The 18886-nt window shown below is 41.0% G+C and carries 11 protein-coding genes; 5 read left to right on the forward strand and 6 right to left on the reverse strand.

From position 1 onward, the window contains the following. Nucleotides 1-25: 25 nt before the first annotated feature. The 3 genes from SFU91_12070 to SFU91_12080 are packed head-to-tail and all read right to left on the reverse strand — an operon-like array spanning nt 26 to nt 6959. Nucleotides 26-2602, reverse strand: coding sequence for an FtsX-like permease family protein (locus tag SFU91_12070; protein ID MDX2129761.1), 2577 nt, complete (start codon nt 2600-2602; stop codon nt 26-28). Beyond that, complete coding sequence (locus SFU91_12075; GenBank protein ID MDX2129762.1) at nt 2599-3327, reverse strand: ABC transporter ATP-binding protein; 729 nt, start codon at nt 3325-3327, stop codon at nt 2599-2601. The genes SFU91_12070 and SFU91_12075 overlap by 4 nt, the downstream gene beginning before the upstream one ends. Before the next feature lie 56 nt (nt 3328-3383). Continuing rightward, nucleotides 3384-6959 carry an alpha-amylase family glycosyl hydrolase gene (locus SFU91_12080; GenBank protein MDX2129763.1) on the reverse strand — a complete coding sequence of 1192 codons (3576 nt, stop codon included), beginning with the start codon at nt 6957-6959 and terminating at the stop codon, nt 3384-3386. Between the two features lie 195 nt (nt 6960-7154). On the opposite strand from SFU91_12080, the gene SFU91_12085 reads away from it, so the two are divergent. Both SFU91_12085 and SFU91_12090 read left to right on the forward strand, forming a co-directional pair. Beyond that, complete coding sequence (locus SFU91_12085; GenBank protein MDX2129764.1) at nt 7155-8900, forward strand: ATP-binding protein; 1746 nt, start codon at nt 7155-7157, stop codon at nt 8898-8900. Nucleotides 8901-8927: 27 nt separating this feature from the next. After that, complete coding sequence (locus SFU91_12090) at nt 8928-9836, forward strand: response regulator (protein ID MDX2129765.1); 909 nt, start codon at nt 8928-8930, stop codon at nt 9834-9836. 141 nt (nt 9837-9977) lie between these two features. Here the strand turns inward: SFU91_12090 and SFU91_12095 are convergent, their stop codons facing one another. Genes SFU91_12095 through rlmN form a run of 3 tightly spaced genes read right to left on the reverse strand, consistent with a single transcriptional unit; the run spans nt 9978 to nt 12486 of the window. After that, on the reverse strand, nt 9978-10625 hold the full coding sequence (locus SFU91_12095; protein MDX2129766.1) for an adenylate kinase: 648 nt from the start codon (nt 10623-10625) through the stop codon (nt 9978-9980). 21 nt (nt 10626-10646) lie between these two features. Continuing rightward, nucleotides 10647-11276: a hypothetical protein gene (locus SFU91_12100; protein MDX2129767.1), complete on the reverse strand. Its 630-nt coding sequence runs from the start codon at nt 11274-11276 to the stop codon at nt 10647-10649. Then, nucleotides 11260-12486 carry a 23S rRNA (adenine(2503)-C(2))-methyltransferase RlmN gene (rlmN, locus tag SFU91_12105; GenBank protein MDX2129768.1) on the reverse strand — a complete coding sequence of 409 codons (1227 nt, stop codon included), beginning with the start codon at nt 12484-12486 and terminating at the stop codon, nt 11260-11262. Before rlmN ends, SFU91_12100 begins: the two co-directional genes overlap by 17 nt. A 423-nt stretch (nt 12487-12909) precedes the next feature. Here rlmN and SFU91_12110 point away from each other — a divergent pair, with 423 nt between their 5' ends. The 3 genes from SFU91_12110 (at nt 12910) to SFU91_12120 (ending at nt 18885) form a co-directional block, all read left to right on the forward strand. Then, entirely contained in the window at nt 12910-14739 is a 1830-nt protein-coding gene (locus SFU91_12110; GenBank protein ID MDX2129769.1) for a S41 family peptidase, read from the forward strand. A gap of 2 nt (nt 14740-14741) precedes the next feature. After that, a complete protein-coding gene (locus SFU91_12115; protein ID MDX2129770.1) occupies nt 14742-15242 on the forward strand; it encodes a DUF4256 domain-containing protein in 501 nt (166 codons plus the stop codon). A 184-nt stretch (nt 15243-15426) separates the two neighbouring features. Further along, the gene (locus SFU91_12120; protein MDX2129771.1) at nt 15427-18885 is read left to right on the forward strand and encodes a helicase-related protein; all 3459 of its coding nucleotides are present in this window, start codon (nt 15427-15429) and stop codon (nt 18883-18885) included. Nucleotide 18886: the final 1 nt, after the last annotated feature.

The raw sequence follows: 18886 nt of genomic DNA on the forward strand, positions 1-18886 counted from the left end.
TTCCAACAAACCTTGGCAAAATTGATTAGACGGATCTGAGCATTTCAAGCGGAGAAGCTTTATAGGCACTGCTACTTTGAAGCCAGCCGATAAGTACTGCAAGACCGGTGATCCCAAATACAATTGAAAGAAGTGAAACAAAGTCGAATGAAAGAGTGGTTTCAAAAAATTCGATGGCTAAAAAGTAACTTCCACCTAATGAGAGTCCCACTCCAATCATCGAGGCAATAAAACCCAATGAAAAGTATTCGACCAATAGAATCAATATGACTTGTCGCTCCGAAGCGCCAAGTGTTCTCAGCAAAACGCTTTCCCGCATCCGTTGATATCGGCTTGTCACCACTGCGCCTGATAAAACAAAAAGACCTGTAAAGATGGAAAGAAGTGCCATAAAACGAATGACAAGCGAAATTTTATCTAAAATCGAGCTGAGTACATTAAGAACAACCGATAAATCGAGTAACGAAATATTTGGAAAGGCACCCACAACGGCTTTTTGAAGCGTTGTGGATTCCGAAGCTGTTTCAGCTCGAGTGACAATGGCAAAAGTTTGAGGTGCCTCTTCAAGTAGGTTTGATTGAAAAACCATCGAGAAGACGGGTTGTAGTCTGCGAAACTCAACACTTCGAATGCTTCCAACCTGAACCGGAATCCGAACGCCTTGCACATCAAAAATAAAAGTATCCCCAAGCGAAACCTTTAAATCCTTTGCTAAAAATTCTACTATTGAAATGGTCGGAAGTGTGCCTTGATGACTTGAATCGCGGCGGATTTCGTTGGGCATTGCGCCTGAAAGAAGTTGTTCCGATTCTGTGAGGGTATCGCGGTATGTCGCACGAAATTCCCAAAAGTAAGCGGAAGGAATTGAATCCTTCGGATAATCGGTGAGTTTTTTTCCTTTAACTGAATTTATGCGAACCGTTACGACCGGTGTCGCTTGAAATAGCGGCGCGTTCGACGCTTTTAGAATTGAAAATACACTATCCTTTTGATCGGTTTGAACATCAAAGAGCACCAAATTGGGTTGACCGTTACCTCCAGAAAGTGAAACTGTTTTTAATAAGGTTCCTTGGGTAATAAGTAATGTGGTGATAAAAAATGTTCCCAGCCCAAGTGCAACCATTAAAATCAGGGTTTGGTTGTTGGGGCGATATAGGTTCGATAACCCTTGCTTAAAAATAAAGGGCAAAGATTTTGGAAAAAATCTTCTCAAAAGCCACATCACCAATTTTGCAAAAGCAGCGATAACCCCAAAGGCAGCAAAAATTGCAATCGTGAAAAAAACCGCTGTCATTGGAGGGACCTTGGGTGAAGTAATTTGATAAAGTGAAAACAAAAAAACCGAGAGCACGATCGCCACATACAAAAACCAGCGCGCCCAATCGCGCCCTACAGAAATACCTTCATTCTCATAAGCTGCACGAATAGAAAAGAGGGGAGAGACTTTCCTTAGAGAAACAAGCGGTAGCAATGAAAAAAGAAAAGAAACCGCAAAACTGATCATTGCCCCTTGAAAAATGGCCGTTAATGAGATTGAAAATGCCGTTTTTATCGGGAAAAAATCTGCCAAAAGTTTCGGTAAAAGGTATTGAATTCCGAACCCAATCAATGCACCACCTGCCGCTCCAATGAGCCCCATCACCGACCCTTGAATCAAATAGATGCTGAACGCTTGCGCAGCTGAAGCACCAAGACAGCGTAGCGTTGCCACGGTAGTGAGTTTTTGTTGTATGTAAACATTTATTGCACTTCCAATTCCAATCGAGCCCAAAAGCAATGCAATAAAACCAGAAAGGTTGAGAAATCGATAAAGATTTTCAAGTGCATTTCCTATGGCAACCTGCCGCTCTTCGGCAGTAGCAAGGCTTGTTGTTCTGCGTTCAAACTTAGGTTGTAAAGCCTCTTTTTCCGCTTTCATGTTATGCTCCGGCGGGTACTGAAAGAAATGCTTATACCCGACACGGCTGCCAATTTGAATCAATTCTGTTTCGTTAAGCCACTTTGAAGAAATATAGATTCTTGGTCCAATTAACGCCGCAACAGCAGCCTCACCCGGAATCTCTTTAAGAACCGCATGAATCTTGAAACGAGCTTCCCCCAATTGAATCGAATCGCCTATACTGATTCCAAATTGTAAAAGAAGTGATTCATCAACCAAAGCAAAGCGATCGTTATCAATGAGTTGAGATGCACCGAGCGGTTCTGTTTCAAGCGAACCATAAAATGGAAACGCTCCCTTTAATGCCCTAATTTGAGAGAGTCGTGATGTGCCGCTTTTTAGGTCAATAGCCATTGCAGAAAATTCAGTTTGCTCAGCATGTTTGACTCCCGCTATTCCGGATAGAGAATCAATCGTCTTTAGATTTTCTTCGCTCGGCTTTTGCCGAAATTCAATAAGCAAGTCGGCACCAAGCAATGATTTTGCTTGATTCTGAACCGAGTCCGTCAAGTTGCTGCGAAGTGAAGTAATGGCAATCAATGCAGCACTGCCAAGCATGATGGAAGTTGTGAAAAGAAGCAGCCTAACCCGATGGGTTCGGCTATCGCGAAATGCCGTTTTCCAAGTCCACGAATTTAAGAGTGCACGAAAAAAAGAAATCATAGGTTCTCTCCAATCGGGTTGACGGGCTCTACCGCTTTTGCACGAGCCGTCATTTCATCTGAAATCATTTTACCGGCTTTGATTCGCATAATTCGTGAAGTAAGTGAAGCAAGCTCATGATTATGGGTTACAAGGACAAGGGTTGTACCGGAAGTTTTATTCAAATCAAAAAGGAGATCGGTAATTTTTTCACCCGTTTCTGTATCTAAATTTCCTGTGGGTTCATCAGCAAAAAGGATTTGCGGCCGATTGATAAAAGCGCGAGCAATAGCAACACGTTGCTGCTCACCACCCGAGAGTTGAAGAGGATAGTGATGAAAGCGCTCTTGAAGTCCAACACGTGTTAATAACTCTTTTGCAAATGGCTCAACATTTCGTTCGCCACGAAGTTCAAGTGGCACGGTAACATTTTCGAGTGCGGTTAGGGTGGGTACGAGTTGAAAATTTTGGAAAACGAACCCTACAAATCGGTTTCGAACCAATCCCCGCCCGTCTTCATCAAGCAGTTCAAGCTTTGATCCACAAAGTTCAATCGAGCCCTCCGTAACACGGTCGAGCCCTGCGGCCAATCCAAGCAATGTGGTTTTACCACTGCCAGAAGGCCCAACGATAGCAACGCTTTCGCCGGCTTCAATCGAAAAGTTTACCGTATCCAATACAGTCAAAGGCCCGCTCGCGGTTTGATAAACTTTGCGGACTCCTTGAAGAGAAAGAAGTGTGTTCATGTGATAAAAAAAGGGCGAATTAATCGCCCTATTGAAGTGAGATTTGCAGAAAAACCCTATTTCAAAAGTAGCATTTTCTTTGATTGCATGACACCGTTCGATGTCAACCGGTACAAATATAAACCGCTTGATAATTGAAATCGTTGCGATTCAAAAGGTACGGTGTAATAACCTGCTGATTGCCGTTCATTAACAAGTGTCGCGACTTTTCGCCCCAATAAATCAAAAACTTCCAATCGAATTTCAGCTGCTGCAGGCAACCCGTAACGAATGGTCGTGGTTGGGTTGAACGGATTAGGATAGTTTTGTTTCAAAATAAATGATTCAGGCGTGCTTCTTTGCTCACGTCCAGCAGATGCCGTGCGGTCTTCAGGCAAAATCGGGTACTTGTTCGGTTCAGCACCGATCTCAAGTTTGAATTGGTAATAAGAATCTAATAGTGGATTGCTTCCATTTGGATTTTGCGTTGGCCATTGCGCCCGATTGGTGTTGTTCGGAGGATTTACAAATTCATTAGAAGTGACATAGACCATAATCCTCAAACTATCTCCTAATGAAGTATTTAATTCGCTAAAAGGAATTGAAATCACAGAGAGATCGCTACCACCTCGTCGCACCGCACGAACCCCTTGAGCATGTGTGAATCCTGAATTTGTTTTAGACCAAACACCTGAAAGTGAAACGAACTTTTCGCCCGCAGCCGGAGCCTGAACCGATGTATCGGGTGAACCGGTTCCAAAAAAAGTAAATGCAACATTCGGAACAAAAGGTGCTTTGTATGTCGCACCACCTCCGTCCAAGGGTTTACCCGAAGAACGAGCAGGATTTACCGGTTGAGAAGCATTTCCACCACCTTTAAGATTATCCGCAACAATCCAAACATTCTGACTGGTTCCCACGAGTGGACTTCCGCCAAGTAAACCGAGGTAAATCGTGGAAGTATCCCAAGTAAAAAACATTGAAATATTATTCTCCGAACCAAAACCTTCGGAATCAAAATCAAATTGAAGTGCTGCGGTATCAAGGCGGATTGAGCGAGGGGTAATCACGGCTTGTGCGCCTTCAACAAATGCAGAATCAATGAGAGAAAGAAACGAAAATTTATTTCCTGCTTTACCATAAACAGCAAAGTAATGCGTGAATCCGGTTTGCAAATTTGAGACCGTGGTGTTTCCGGCAGTGACACCATCAGCAATAAGAAACGCAAGCGGGTCGTCAGGCGAATTTGGCGCAGAGCCAATTTTTCTTAACACTCTAAATTCACTTGAAACACCATCCCAAGTCAGCTGAACACTTCTTGCCCCAATTTTTATTGCTTTGAAAATCCCCGGATTATAAGCCACTTTTGGCTCATTGGCTGTAGTGATATCACTTGGTGCAGTATATGTTGCACGAACATTAACCACCTGTGAGGAATTAGTATCGCTCATATTTTTGACGCGAATCGTCAAATAATCCGTGCTTACCGGCACATAATTAAGTGTGAGGCTTGTTGTTCCGGAATCAGCAGCCACTTCCGTTGTGCCATTGAACAACGAAAGTTTCGTTGGTCTTCCTGAAAGTGAAGGGAGCAATTGAACCTGAACAGCTTTTCCGGCAGAAGCAAAAATATTTCCAACATTTCTCCACGCAGTGGATTTATTCGGGAGCATTCCTCCTTGTTGGAGAGACATTCCGTGACTATCTCCCAAATCATCAGCCATTTCCCATTCATGACGCGTGGCTCTCTCCGAATTGCTAAAAGGGGCATAAAAAAATGCCGAGTCCGAGGCGCGAGCCCAAAGGGCATACCCACGGTTTAGCGTTGTTTGACCAACAGGTCCGCTGCACGAAGGTGCTTTGATGTTCACCCTTGAATCTCCTTGAACAACCGTATTTGGGAAATTTCCCGAATAATCTTTTAATACTGTTCCGGCAGGGAATTGCGAATCAATCCAAACTTCTTGTGAATTATCAAAGCGGTCGTTCACAGCAATGATGCCTCGATTTCCCCTTTCAATCACGAGCATATTCGAAGCGCTGTTTCCTGAAGGGAAGAAAGCACCACTGTTGCCAATGTTCGGCTCAGCCGTTCGAACAAAATAACCCCCAAGCTTTAAGTTGAACTTCTGATGAAAGCGAATGATATTGGCGATATCGAGCCTTACGGGAAGTCCGGTTGTTGTTCCACGTGAAGTGTCTTTGGGATTGTGGGTATAGCGATTTCCATATTGACCAATATCAAAAAGGTCTTCAAAAAAAACTTGTGGTGCGCCGTCAACAGCCATCATGACGGCATACGCGGCTGCTAATCGCGGTTCGCGCGGGTCGATATTGCGAGCCAGCTCCGAGCCGCTTGTCCAAGTTCGGGTATTGCCAAGTGAATCTTGCGGATAATTTCCGTTGGCTTGAAGTGGCGGACGAAATGTATCGTGATTATTGACAAAAGGTACTGTTCGAAACCGGTTGTCTTGTTGAAGTCCGGGCAAACGGGCTAAGTCAAAGTTTCCGAAGCCATAAACCATTCCTACCAAACCATCATCAAACCCACGAAGGCCAAAATCAAAAGTGCCAGCGCGGTTTTCTACGCCCCCCAAATTCCAACTTGTTGAGGAAAGGGTAGGAATGGAAAGACCGTTTGGCGCGGCGCCGGCCCAATTATCAATTTCTGACTTCGAGCCCACCCATTCACCCACGCTAATCACCGTATCTCCAATAGCCATATCGCCAATTAAGCCGCTTGTGTTGTACACATTGAAAAGAATATCGTGGATGATTTGCGGCTCAAAGTGTTTCACTGCATCAAATCGAAAGCCTTTGGCATCGGTTTGTTTAACATACCAAGTCACCCAGCGGCGCGTTTCATTTCGCATGTAATCTGCGCTTTGTGAGGGATTAAAAAGTGCATTTGAACTTTGCCCCCAAGCCCTCGAATCATAGCAAATATCCGGACCAAAGAGTGCGGAGGTAATATTATTCTGTGCACTACCGCTATTTCCACCAAAGCTTCGCCACTGATTGGGGTGAAAATTTGTCCAGTTTTTTGAAAAACGACCGCTTCTTGAAAGATAGTCGTTGGCTGAATTGTCAGTAGCGGGTGTCGCGTAACTGGTATAACGAAAATTTTTGAATTTATCGGTGGTTGGGGTTAGAGGGTCTTCACCACCTAAGCCACCGGCTTCGGAGCCCGCACCAATAATGTGATTAAGTACAACATCGTGAATTATCCCAATTCCGTTCGAATTCATTACTGCGATCATCCGAAGGAGTTCATCCTTTGTCCCAAGTCGGGTTCTTGCGGCACCCTTTTGAAATTTATCACCTAAGTCATAGTTATCAAAAGGGGCATATCCAACAACCCGTTCACGATTTTTTACCGCGGGTGGTATCCAAATTGCATCAATACCGATTTCTTTTAATCGTGGAGAAAGATCGGTCAAATAGTTTGCCCATCCATCGGGATAATTGTAATTCTCATAATCCCACCAAAAGCCTTGCAAAATAACTCTACGATTCCAAGGGTTTTGGCTTTGTTGAGAAAAAAGATCAATTGAAGAAAAGAGAAGCAAAAAGATAATGAAACAAACCTTCAGTGGGTTTATTCTATAGTGGTGATGAACACCCTTGAATTGTTGATACATAGTGCGTCTCATTATCGGAAGGTTGATATTCAAATAAAATTGGATGGTAAGTATAGCAATTCGAGATGAGAATTCAATCACAGCGTTTTAGGTAGGTAGAGTTTATTCAAATGTTATTTAAATCTTATTTCTGCTTTCAATTTTAATCTGTTTACAATTTAGTTTAACATTGGTTCGCTCTAACTTTCGTTGCAATTGCCAAATCAAATGGATCTCAAACCAAGAAAAATCCGGAAAACCTTAAAACGACTTCGCGAAGTGCTTCAAAAGCTTGAAGTCATTGAAACATTAACCGAAGAAGGAGGAATCGGTGAAGAAAGTTTAACTGGAACCTTAAGGGAGTTTTCAATAGAACTTTCCTTATTGCTTAATCAAATTCCGGCAAAATACTTGGCGGGCAGTTTAGCCGGTAGCGATTCCAAAAGAATCAATACCTCAACGGAAGTCGTCGCGATTTCGCATGAGAGCGATTCAGACCTTCTCAAAGAAATTAAGCGGAGTGAAGCGCGAATTCAATCGTTCATTCAAGAAACGATGAAATCTGAAATTTCGAAAGTTTCAAAAACGCTTCCTAAACCTGTGAAAAAGGGAACTGTAGAAACGGACGACGCCATTCGACAAAGTGAAAAACGCCTTCGAACCATTATCGATTCCACCCCTCTCGGGATTTGCATCACCAACGAAAAACGTGAGTTTGAGTATGTCAATCAAGCTTACTGCGGTATTTATGGATACTCTCCCGATGAACTCATCGGAAATCCGTTCACAATGATTGTAGAAAAAGAAAAGACGAAAATGTGGGTCGATTTGCACGATAAGTACATGTTGATGTCGGGTGAAGAATTGAAAGGATACAGCGATATTCGAACCGAGTGGACCGTGATGCACAAAACAGGCAAACCGATCACCATTTTAGCCGATGCCGCACGCATTTATGGTACCGATAACCGCCCGCGGAAAGTGACTTTCGTTATGAATATCACAGAATTTAGCAAACTTCGCGAGGACTTGCGCAAATCCGAATTGCAACTGATGCAAGCGGAGAAAATGTCGTCGCTTGGGCAAATGGTTGCCGGTGTCGCTCACGAAATCAATACCCCGCTTGGATTTGTGAAAAGCAACTTACAACTCCTTTCAGAAGCCCAAGGTGAAATCAAAGAATTGATTGACCTTCAATTGAGATTAAAAGAAGAAATTTTCAACGGCACAAGCGATACCGTTTCGCAAATTATCGACGAAATCGAATCCAAAGAAAAGAAAGCGCAGCTTTATCAAGAAAGTATCAAGCTCATTGCAAATTCGATGGAAGGTATCACCAGAATTCAAGAATTGGTTCAAGATTTGAAGAACTTTTCAAGGCTTGATGAAGCCGAGCAGAAATCGGTTCCCATATCAGATATTGTGGATTCATCTCTTAAAATTGCAAGTCATATTTTCAAAGAAAGAGGGATTGAAATTGTGCGGAATTATCGCAATAATCCAAATATTCTTTGTTTTCCGGCGCAGCTTAATCAAGTGTTTCTGAATCTATTTACAAATGCGGCACAAGCAATTTCTCATTCTAAAGGAAAGATTACGATTACCTCTGAGCTTCAGGGAATTGGGTCAAAATCGTCTTCTGTGGTAACCGTAGAGGATAACGGCTCCGGAATTAAGCCGGAAAACCTCAAAAAGATTTTTGAACCCTTTTTCACAACCAAAGAAATCGGGCAAGGCACAGGGCTTGGGCTTGCAATCGTTCACAAAATTGTGACAAACCATAATGGAGAAATCTTGGTTGATAGTACTGTCGGTAAAGGTACCATATTCACCGTTCGAATTCCGATAAGCAATAAGGATAAGTTGACACCCTCTACTCAAACCAACGGAAAGCAATCTGTTACAGAAAAAGTTATTCAATCACCCTTTTTGGATGATGATGATGATGAAGTTCAAAAAAAAGTTAAGAAGTAACGAAACTGAACCATTAAAATTATAACAATGAACACACCGAATTCGAAAATTTTGTTTGTCGATGACGAACCCCTGATTTTAGAAACACTTCAACTGGTTTTTCGTGATTGGCACATTAAGCTTGCCGTTGGGCCTGAAGAAGCCCTAAAAGCCATTCAATCAGAATCATTTGCCGTAATCGTTTCTGACCAACGCATGCCGGGAATGAGTGGCACAGAACTTCTCAAAAAGGTTAAAGAGATTTCGCCTGAAACCATTCGAATTGTGCTTACCGGATACTCCGAGCTCGACCTTGTCATTGATGCCATCAATAGCGGGGAAGTATGGCGGTTTATCAATAAACCTTGGGATAACGATAAATTGAAAGGCACGGTTAAAGCGGCTTATGATTTGTTCGAAGTCAACAAGGTTTTACGCGAAGAAGTGAAAAAGAATAAGGGAACATCGACAAAATCAACCAATACCAACCTTCCGGTTCTTTTTATCGATCAGTTAGAATCGCACTTGAAAGGGTATGAAGGATTGCTTAGCAACAAATATCAATTCAATTCTTCAACAACCCTTGAAGCGGCTACCGCTATTCTTAAAGAAAACAAAATCGCGATTCTCGCCTGTGACTCAACCCTTGCCAGCGAAAAGGGAACAGACTTTCTAACTTATGTGCGTACTTATTTTCCCGATATCATTTCGATTTACATTTCTGATAGCAAAGATTCAGTCGAAGCGATTCGCCTTATTAACGAAAGCCAAGTTTTTCGATATTTGGTGAAGCCTTTCCCAAAGCAAGCGCTCATTGATGTGATGGAAGAAGCATCTTTGAAATATGAAGAAAAGGGAAATACAAAATCTGTATCAGAAACAAAAAAAGAACCCGTCGCATTCAGCAAAATGCTTGAAGAGATTCAAGCCAAACGATCGCAAAATCGCGAATATTAATCTGCGATTATTCGCCATTTTTGACTTCTTTAACTGTTGATTTTAGTGTTAAAAAGGGTGATGGAGAAAGAAAAAAATCGGGCGAAAGCCCGATTTTTTTATCTCCGACTTGAGAGTCTAATAAAGAATCGATCCTTTTGATTAGCTCGTATAAGTTTTTTCAATCATTGATGTCACTTCCTGAACCGGCCGGTCTGCACCAATATCATCAACAAGATTTAACGCGCGATAGAATTTCAAAACCGGTTCGGTTTGCTTGTGATAAACCGAAAGTCGATTCCTCACCGTTTCTTCTTTATCATCATCACGCTGTCGTATGTCGGTAGAGCCGCATTTATCACATTTGCCTTCAGATTTCGGCGGGCTTGTAAATCGATTGTAAATTGCCCCGCAATTAGCGCAAGAAATTCTGCCGGAAAGACGCTTCACCACTTCTTCTTCGCTCACCACCAAATTGACCACCCGAATGGTTGTACTCTTGCGGCGCTCAAGCATTTGTTGTAGTGCTTCTGCTTGGGGCACCGTTCGTGGAAAACCATCAAAAACAAACCCGCCACGGGCATTTTCAGAATCCAAAACTTTTTCAATCATCCCAATAATCACATCATCCGGCACAAGCTCCCCTCGGTCAAGAAAATCCTTTGCAAGCCGTCCAAGCTCGCTTTCATTTTTAATTTCTGCGCGAAGCATATCTCCGGTGGAAATATGAGCAGCTTGATTTTTTTCTGCCAAAATTTTTGCTTGTGTGCCTTTACCTACTCCCGGCGTTCCGAATAAAATCAGTTTCATTGAATATTAATGTTGATTGGATTAAAGTTGTTTGATTGTCAATCGTTTCCGCTGTGGTGCTTCTTTAGGGGTGGAGTCTTTTGCTGAATGATCAGGAGACGGAGTAACCGTATTTTCACTTTGCTTGATTGGGGCATCATTCGATTCGGGTGTTGAATTTGAAGTGCTTTGCAAAACGCCGGGTTCGATTCCTTGGGCATTCAATTCCTCAAGTCGCTCGGCAACAGCGGTATCGAGCGAGTAAAGCATTAATGCAATCCAACGCCGATTTTCACCCAAATCGCCTTTAGTGGGAGCTGTCGAAACAGATTTTGCATTCACCACCGTGCAGATTCCACCAAAGGTGGTGCGTTCTTCCGAAAAGATTAATGAAAGTTCGAGCTTATTTCCGCCCAAAAGAACAGAATAAACATCGCATTTTAATTGCGCCATTCCACCAAAGTTTTTTCCCCGATTCACAACACGCCAATTCACCCACCGCGAGGCAAAACCCAACGCGATTTCGTAAACTTCCTTAACAGATAGAGCATAGCGTCTTGTTTTGAGCTCTTCATACTCTGGTTTTTCGGAGGTTTCGGCTTCATTGCTAATAAACGCAAGGCGGGCTTTGCTTAGAAGCGCTTCGGGCGAAAGTTCAAAAAAGAGTGGCATTTGATTTTTGATTTGATTTTCGATTCCGTTTGATTTGTTTTCCATTTCTGCTACTGGTGGCAAGTTGCCCGCAAGCAGCGCCAATATCTTTCCCGCGGCTGCGGCGAACGGTTACGGTGAAACCGGCGTCATATAGCATTTGCCGAAAGGTTTCCTTTGATTCACTATTGCTGCGCTCAAAGTGTGCTTCCGGAATGGGATTAAAATCGATCAAGTTAATTTTGCAATCAGAAATGCGGCAAAATTTTATCAACGCACGGGCATCAGCCTCCGTGTCATTCACTCCCGAAAGCAAAAGGTACTCGTAAAAAACAGGTCGCCCCTTTTTATGGAAATAATACCCGATCGATTCTCGCAATGCTTCAAGCGAAAATTCATTCGTGATGGGCATAAAATCGGCGCGTTTCTCCGGATTGGCTGAGTGAAGCGAAACCGCCAAATTGAATTTTGCTGCAGGATCATCGGCAAAGCGCCGAATCCCTGTCGCAACACCCGAAGTCGAAATCGTGATGTGCCGTTGTCCGATTTGAAATAAATATTTGAAATCCGAAAGCATCACCGAAGCTTCGATTACCCGTTCATAGTTGAGCATCGGTTCGCCCATTCCCATAAACACTACGTGTGAAACCCGCTTCTGCCAATGTTCTTTAGCCCAAAGCACCGCATAACCCACTTGATCCAAGATTTCACCGGTGGTGAGGTTTCGGGTGAACCCCATATATCCTGTGGCACAAAATTTACAACCAAGCGCACAGCCGACTTGCGAAGAAACGCAAACCGTAAGCCGCTCATGCTCCCCATTTTGATTGGGGATAAGCACGGTTTCAATTTCATAGCCATCGTGCAATTTGAAAAGAAACTTTACGGTTTGTGTCGGTTCCAATTCTTCGGAACCTGTGAGGTTCGTTGGCTCAAGATGCGAAAGCTTGAAAGAGGCAGCAAGCTTTTCGCGCAACGCTTTCGAGAGATTTGAAAGTGAAGTAAAAAAGGCGGCGGCATCACCGCTTTTCGCTGCGGCATAGCCTTTTTCAGAATAAACCCATTGAAGAATTTGTGCTGCGCGGTAGGCGGGTTCACCGGCGGCTTCAAGCCACGATTCAAGACCCTTGCGCCCAAGCGATTTTATATCAACCCGCGGAATTGCCGATGATTCCCCCGTTTCTACTGAAGAAGCAAGCGGTAAGGTATGATGTTCGGGTTCCAATGTCATCGGCGCAAGTCCGTTCAGTTAAAGCTTGAAAACGAGTAAAATGCTCTATGTTAATAAATCGTAACACAAAATTATTCTAAAAAAGCGGGATAGCAAAGGGAAGTGAAAAAGAATCGCTGTTCTGATTCGCCGCATTAAACTAAAATTCCATTTAGCGATAAGCATCGTGTTTTAATTAAGGAGCCCTGTAAAAGTCACCGTCCATTTCTGAACGTCTCGTCGTCCAAAAATGACCATCTGCTAGTACCACAGATAATCATGAATTCAATGGGCCGTTTTTGAGCCATTTCAGGTACCCCAAATCCAAAATTTCTGGCACAGATTTTGTCCTCTTAATCAATCATCCCAATGAAACTTACTTTGTTATCGAATAGGGATAATAAGTAGGGCAATAGGAATCAAATTGAAAAGAGAAATAAAACGATGATCAATCAATCTAAAATTACTTGTTTAGGAATCATTACTTGTGTCTTTGGAATATTATTTTCCGGCTGCCAAATGAAAGAAACGGCAGATATCGATTCCAAAAAAGTGCAAATTAATTTAAAAATTAATGCAAAATCACTCGGAAAAATTCAATCCCTTGGAATTCGGGGAAACTTAAAACCTCTCTCTTGGGAGAAATCTCTTTTCGCTCAAGACACTGATGGCGATGGCATCTTTGAAGTGTCCTTTACAATACCGGTAAAAGAAGGAAGCGAAATTCTTGAATACAAATGTGTTATTGAAAATGACCCAATAATTTGGGAATTGGCAAAAACAAATCGATTTCTACAGCTTACACCCGATTCCCTCAGCCGCATTTCGATTGAGTGGAATAAAAAGGAGCCATTAAAACCGCAAGAATTTCCAAAGCTCTCCCCGGAAAAACTTCAAGCGGATTTTAAAATCTTAAAAACGGCGCTTGAATCGCTGCATCCCGGCATTTACCGTTACACATCTAAATCCCAAATGGATCTTATTTTCAGCGAAGCAGAGTTGCAGTTAAAACAGCCATTAACTTATTCTGAATTTTATACCCTAATTTCGAAAATTACCGGAGAAATTAAATGCGGTCATACCTTTGCCAGCTTTTATAATCAACCCGCTATAATTAATGAATTAATTTTTGCCCAACCCGATAAATTGCCGCTGACGTTTCGAATTATTGAAGGGAAAATCATTGTCGATCAAAATCTCTCTGATCAATTGGCATTGAGTAACTATCCCGAAATTTTAGCCATTAATGGGATTGACACAAAAATAATCCTTTCAGAACTTCAAAAATTCGTCAAAGCCGATGGCATCAATAACCCCAAGCGACTTGCTGACCTGAATCTTCACGGATTCGGTGAATTTGAAAGTTTTGATTCCTATTTTCCCTTAATTTACCCGCCAAAGAATGGAAAATATGAACTTCAACTTCTTAAAGCAGGAGAAACCAAACCGTCGCTTTGCACAATAACCCCTATTTCTAGAAGCGACCGCAGCGAAAGAATTCGTTCAAAATATCCGGAATTATTTTCATCAATTAATCAACTCTGGTCTTCAAAAATTCATGAAAATAACACGGCGTACCTACAACTTTTAACCTTCGATTCATTTCAACTGCCATTTGAATGGAAGCCGTTTTTAGATAGCGTTTTTCAAGACTATAAATTAAAAGGTGTTAATAAATTAGTTATTGATATCCGCGGCAATGAAGGCGGGCAAGATGAAATTTTATTTGAATTGGGGAAGAAAATTGCAAAATCAAGTTATAAAATTCCTCAAAGTAACACCTATGTCGCGTATCAAGTTGTTCCAGAAGCCTTAAAACCTTACCTGAACACGTGGCAAACCGATGTTTATGATTTATCAAGTCGCATAGAAAAACAAGAAAATGGGCTTTATCGATTAAAGTCAGAAAAAAGTATTATTTTAGAACCGGCATTAGATGCATTTCAAGGGGAAGTTACGCTTCTTGTGAATGCCACCAATAGCTCCGCGACATTCCTGCTTGCAGAAATAGCGAAAGAGCTAAAGCTCGCCAACATTATCGGCGAGCCAACCGGCGGCAGTCAAAAAGGCTTAAATTCAGGGGTTATTTTCTTTTTAAGATTACCAAATTCAAAAATTGAAGTTGATATCCCGATTTTTAGTACTGTCAATCCCGAAAAGCCCGATGCCGGCATTCAGCCCGATATTCTCGTTTCAGAAACCGAAGAAGCTTTTCGTGCCAAAAGAGATTTAATTCTCGAAAGAGCGCTTCAAAGAAATACAGAATTAAAATAAATATGTCAGAGAAGGAAAAAAATGAATTAATTCAAATATTAAATTCGCGATTTCAAGCCAACCCCCACCGTCACCCAAATAGTTCATTTGAAACGGTAATTCACCACCTCAAGAAAAGCCCCGATAAATTAAATGCCGTTTTTCAAATGGAAAAAACCGGCGGCGAACCCGACGCCGTGATATTCCCTGATTCTCCAAATGATTTATTCATCATCGACTGCGCAAAAGAATCCCCCCTTGGCCGCAGAAGCCTTTGTTACGACAATGCGGCACTCAAATCACGTAAAGAAAATAAACCCAAACACAGTGCCCTCGGGCTCGCCGCAGAAATGGGTGTTCAGCTTTTGGACGAGATGCTTTACCGAAAGATCCAATCCCTTGAAATCCAAAACCCATTAGACACCAAAACCTCTTCGTGGCTTTTAACCCCCAACGAAAATCCGCGACCTCGGCGGCGCCCTCTTTGCCGACTTCCGCTAAGGCGAAACTTTCATTTACCATAACGGCGCCGAATCCTACTACGCTGCGCGCGGCTTCCGCGGTTATTTAAAGTTGATTTGATAAGCAATTTTTCAAGGGAGTACCCACTATTTTATTTGAAATTGATTGATTCTTTCTAAAGAAAAAAGTAGTAACTAATAAAACTTTTCCTTAAGTTTTAATGCTTCCAAAACAAAAAAATCCTTTATGCCAAAAATCTACGATAATATAGCAAATAATTTAACCAAAGGGTTAAACGATACACTTGAAGTCTCTTCAAGAGCCGATTTTTGCGTTGGCTATTTTAATTTAAGAGGGTGGAAGGAAGTATCTGAGAATATTGACAAAATGGGTGGTTCAACAATAATTGAAGGAAAAGAAGAAGTTCATAGAATATGTAGGTTATTGGTTGGAATGCAAAAGTTACCCATTGAAATACTGCGCGAATATTTTTCTGGCGATTTAAACCATCTAATTGATCAATCCGAAGTTATTCGTCTAAAAAAACAATTAGCCCAAGAATTTAAAGAGCAATTAACGATTGGTACCCCAACTGAAGTTGATGAAGCTGCATTAAGAAAATTATGCCAACAGTTAAAAGATAAAAAAGCTGTTGTGAAGTTGCACCTTCGCTATCCTCTTCACGCAAAATTATATTTAGCGTATAGCAAAGATAAAAGAGTACCTGTTATAGGTTTTTTAGGAAGTAGCAATATGACACTAGCAGGTCTTGCAAAACAAGGTGAACTTAACATTGATGTGATGGATCAAGATGCAGCCAACAAATTAGCAACTTGGTTTGATGACCGTTGGAATGACCGATGGTGTATCGACATAACTCAAGAACTTATTGAAATTATTGATAACTCTTGGGCAGCTGATAGATTGGTTTCCCCATTTCACATTTACTTGAAAATCGCCTATCACCTTTCAAGAGAAGCAAGAGCAGGAATAAGTGAATTCAAACTTCCAAAGGTTTTCCAAAGAGAACTTCTTGAATTTCAACAGAAAGCAGTTTTGGTTGCTGCTCATCACTTAAACAAAAGAGATGGAGTTTTAATTGGTGATGTGGTAGGACTGGGCAAAACAATTACTGCAACGGCTTTAGCAAAAATGTTTGAGGAAGATTTTTTCCTTGAAACATTAATAATTTGCCCTCCCAATCTAAAAGAAATGTGGGAAGAATACCGGATAAAATATACCCTAAATGCAAGAATAATATCAATTGGGGAAGTCCAAAAAATACTCCCAACATTAAGAAGATTTAGATTAGTGATAATAGACGAAAGCCACAACCTTCGAAACGACCAATCTATTCGATACAGAGCAATAAAATCATACTTAGAGGAAAATGATAGTAAGGTAATTTTGCTTTCAGCCACACCTTATAACAAAAGTTATATAGATCTCTCTAATCAACTTCGATTATTTATTTCTGACGACAAAGATATCGGGATTAGCCCTGAACAATACATTGAAAACATTGGCGGGGCAGTTCAATTTTCGTCAAACCATACGGATACTTTCATAAGAAGCATAAAAGCCTTCGAAAAAAGTCATTTTTCGGATGACTGGAGAGAATTAATGCGGTTATACTTAGTTCGTAGAACAAGAAGCTTCATAAAAGAAAATTATGCAAAAACAGACGAAAGTAATGGAAGGAAATACTTAACATTTGCCGACGGAACTAAATCATTTTTTCCAGAAAGAATTCCAAAAAGAGTCGATTATTCCTTTGACCCAAACGACGAAACAGACCAATACGCAAAACTATACTCATCAAAAGTAGTTGATACGATCAACTCATTAGAACTACCTAGATATGGTCTACAACAATATCTTAATGATAAGCCACACATAAGACCAACGAAGGAAGAAGAACAAATTATGCTAAATCTGAGCAGGGCCGGGAAACGGCTAATGGGTTTTTGTAGAACAAACTTATTCAAAAGGTTGGAAAGCAGCGGTTATTCATTTCTACTTTCACTAAGTAGACACATTTTAAGAAACTTTGTGTTTGTGTATGCACTACAAAATAATTTACCAATTCCAATTGGTAAAAACATATCACAGAATTTAGATGATTACATAGAAGACAGTGATACTGAACAAAATGAGATAGGGAAAAATGAAAATGGAAAAGTAAAAGAAGAAAGCGCAAAAAATGAAAAGAGATCATTAAAATTAATTTTAAAAGAGGAAATATATCTAGAAAAAGCACAGGAAATATATAAGTACTTTTCAAACGAAAACAATAAAAGAGGATTTGATTGGATTAGAAGTGAATTTTTCTCAAAGCATAGAAAAGAAAAAATTGACAAGGAAGGTAAAAGAGAAATTGAAGAAGTTTCATTAATAAAAACATTGATTGAAGATTGTAAAAAAATTATTGAGATATTAGAGTTGGGTAAAGACTGGAACACAGATAATGATAGACAGTTGAACGCACTTCACGAATTAATTGCATTAAAACACAGCAAGGAAAAAATTCTAATATTTACACAATTCTCAGATACAGCAAACTATCTTACTAAAGCCCTACTTGAAAGAGGAGTTTCACAAATTGATAGCGTTACTGGAGATGACGGCAACCCTACAATTAAAGCCCAAAGATTTAGCCCAATAAGTAACCAAAAGCCGGAGTTGAAAGGATATAATGAAATTAGAGTACTAATTTCTACAGATGTCTTAAGTGAAGGTCAAAACTTACAGGATGGGCATATTATTGTTAATTATGATTTGCCGTGGGCTATAATACGATTAATTCAAAGAGCTGGACGTGTTGACCGCATTGGGCAAAATGCAGAACGAATTTTATGTTACTCTTTTTTGCCGGAAAAGGGAATTGAAAAAATAATCAAATTAAGAGAACGGCTCACAAAACGTATTGAAGAAAACGCCAATGTAGTGGGTAGCGATGAAACCTTTTTTGATGGCGACCCTGTAAACCTTGCAGACCTTTACAATGAAAAATCGGGCATTTTGGACGGTGAAGATGATGATACCGAAGTGGATTTGGCTTCCTTGGCTTATCAGATTTGGAAAAACGCTACAGACGCAAATCCTGAACTGAATAAAATCATACCCGATTTGCCGAATGTAATTTATGCCACCAAACACAATGATGAAGCACCTGAAAAAGAAGGTGTAATTGTTTACACCCGAACATCAGAAGAAAACGATGTTTTGGCTTGGGTGGACAATAAAGGAAAAATCATTACCCAATCGCAACATACCATTTTAAAAGCGGCACAATGCACACCCGATACCGTACCGAAATACAAATTGGAAAAGCATCACGAATTGGTAAAAAGCGGCATTGACTTTATTCGTGAAGAAGAAAAAAATACAGGTGGTTCATTGGGTAAAAAAACAGGCGTAAAGTATCGTGTGTATATGCGACTTGACCGCTATTGCAAAGAGTATGAAGGAACTTTATTTGTGAACGAGCAGCTGAAAAAAGCAGTGGACGACATTTACAAATATCCTTTAAAGGAGTTTGCAAGAGAGACCTTAAACCGCCAACTCAAAGCAGGTATTTCAGACGACCAATTGGCAAACTTGGTGATTTCACTTCGTGAAGAAGATAAATTGGCAATCGTAAATGAAGATGAACAACCCAACAAAGAACCGCAAATCATTTGCTCATTGGGCTTAAAAAACTAAT

The sequence above is a fragment of the Chloroherpetonaceae bacterium genome (assembly GCA_033763895.1).
GTDB lineage: Bacteria > Bacteroidota > Chlorobiia > Chlorobiales > Thermochlorobacteraceae > JANRJQ01.

What these genes read in the sequence shown, in the direction of transcription:
- rlmN (MDX2129768.1), bottom strand. Translation starts at nt 12,486, where the DNA reads ATGACATTGGAACCCGAACATCATACCTTACCGCTTGCTTCTTCAGTA.
- SFU91_12100 (MDX2129767.1), bottom strand. Translation starts at nt 11,276, where the DNA reads ATGCCACTCTTTTTTGAACTTTCGCCCGAAGCGCTTCTAAGCAAAGCC.
- SFU91_12070 (MDX2129761.1), bottom strand. Translation starts at nt 2,602, where the DNA reads ATGATTTCTTTTTTTCGTGCACTCTTAAATTCGTGGACTTGGAAAACG.
- SFU91_12085 (MDX2129764.1), top strand. Translation starts at nt 7,155, where the DNA reads ATGGATCTCAAACCAAGAAAAATCCGGAAAACCTTAAAACGACTTCGC.
- SFU91_12090 (MDX2129765.1), top strand. Translation starts at nt 8,928, where the DNA reads ATGAACACACCGAATTCGAAAATTTTGTTTGTCGATGACGAACCCCTG.
- SFU91_12095 (MDX2129766.1), bottom strand. Translation starts at nt 10,625, where the DNA reads ATGAAACTGATTTTATTCGGAACGCCGGGAGTAGGTAAAGGCACACAA.
- SFU91_12110 (MDX2129769.1), top strand. Translation starts at nt 12,910, where the DNA reads ATGATCAATCAATCTAAAATTACTTGTTTAGGAATCATTACTTGTGTC.
- SFU91_12075 (MDX2129762.1), bottom strand. Translation starts at nt 3,327, where the DNA reads ATGAACACACTTCTTTCTCTTCAAGGAGTCCGCAAAGTTTATCAAACC.
- SFU91_12115 (MDX2129770.1), top strand. Translation starts at nt 14,742, where the DNA reads ATGTCAGAGAAGGAAAAAAATGAATTAATTCAAATATTAAATTCGCGA.
- SFU91_12080 (MDX2129763.1), bottom strand. Translation starts at nt 6,959, where the DNA reads ATGAGACGCACTATGTATCAACAATTCAAGGGTGTTCATCACCACTAT.
- SFU91_12120 (MDX2129771.1), top strand. Translation starts at nt 15,427, where the DNA reads ATGCCAAAAATCTACGATAATATAGCAAATAATTTAACCAAAGGGTTA.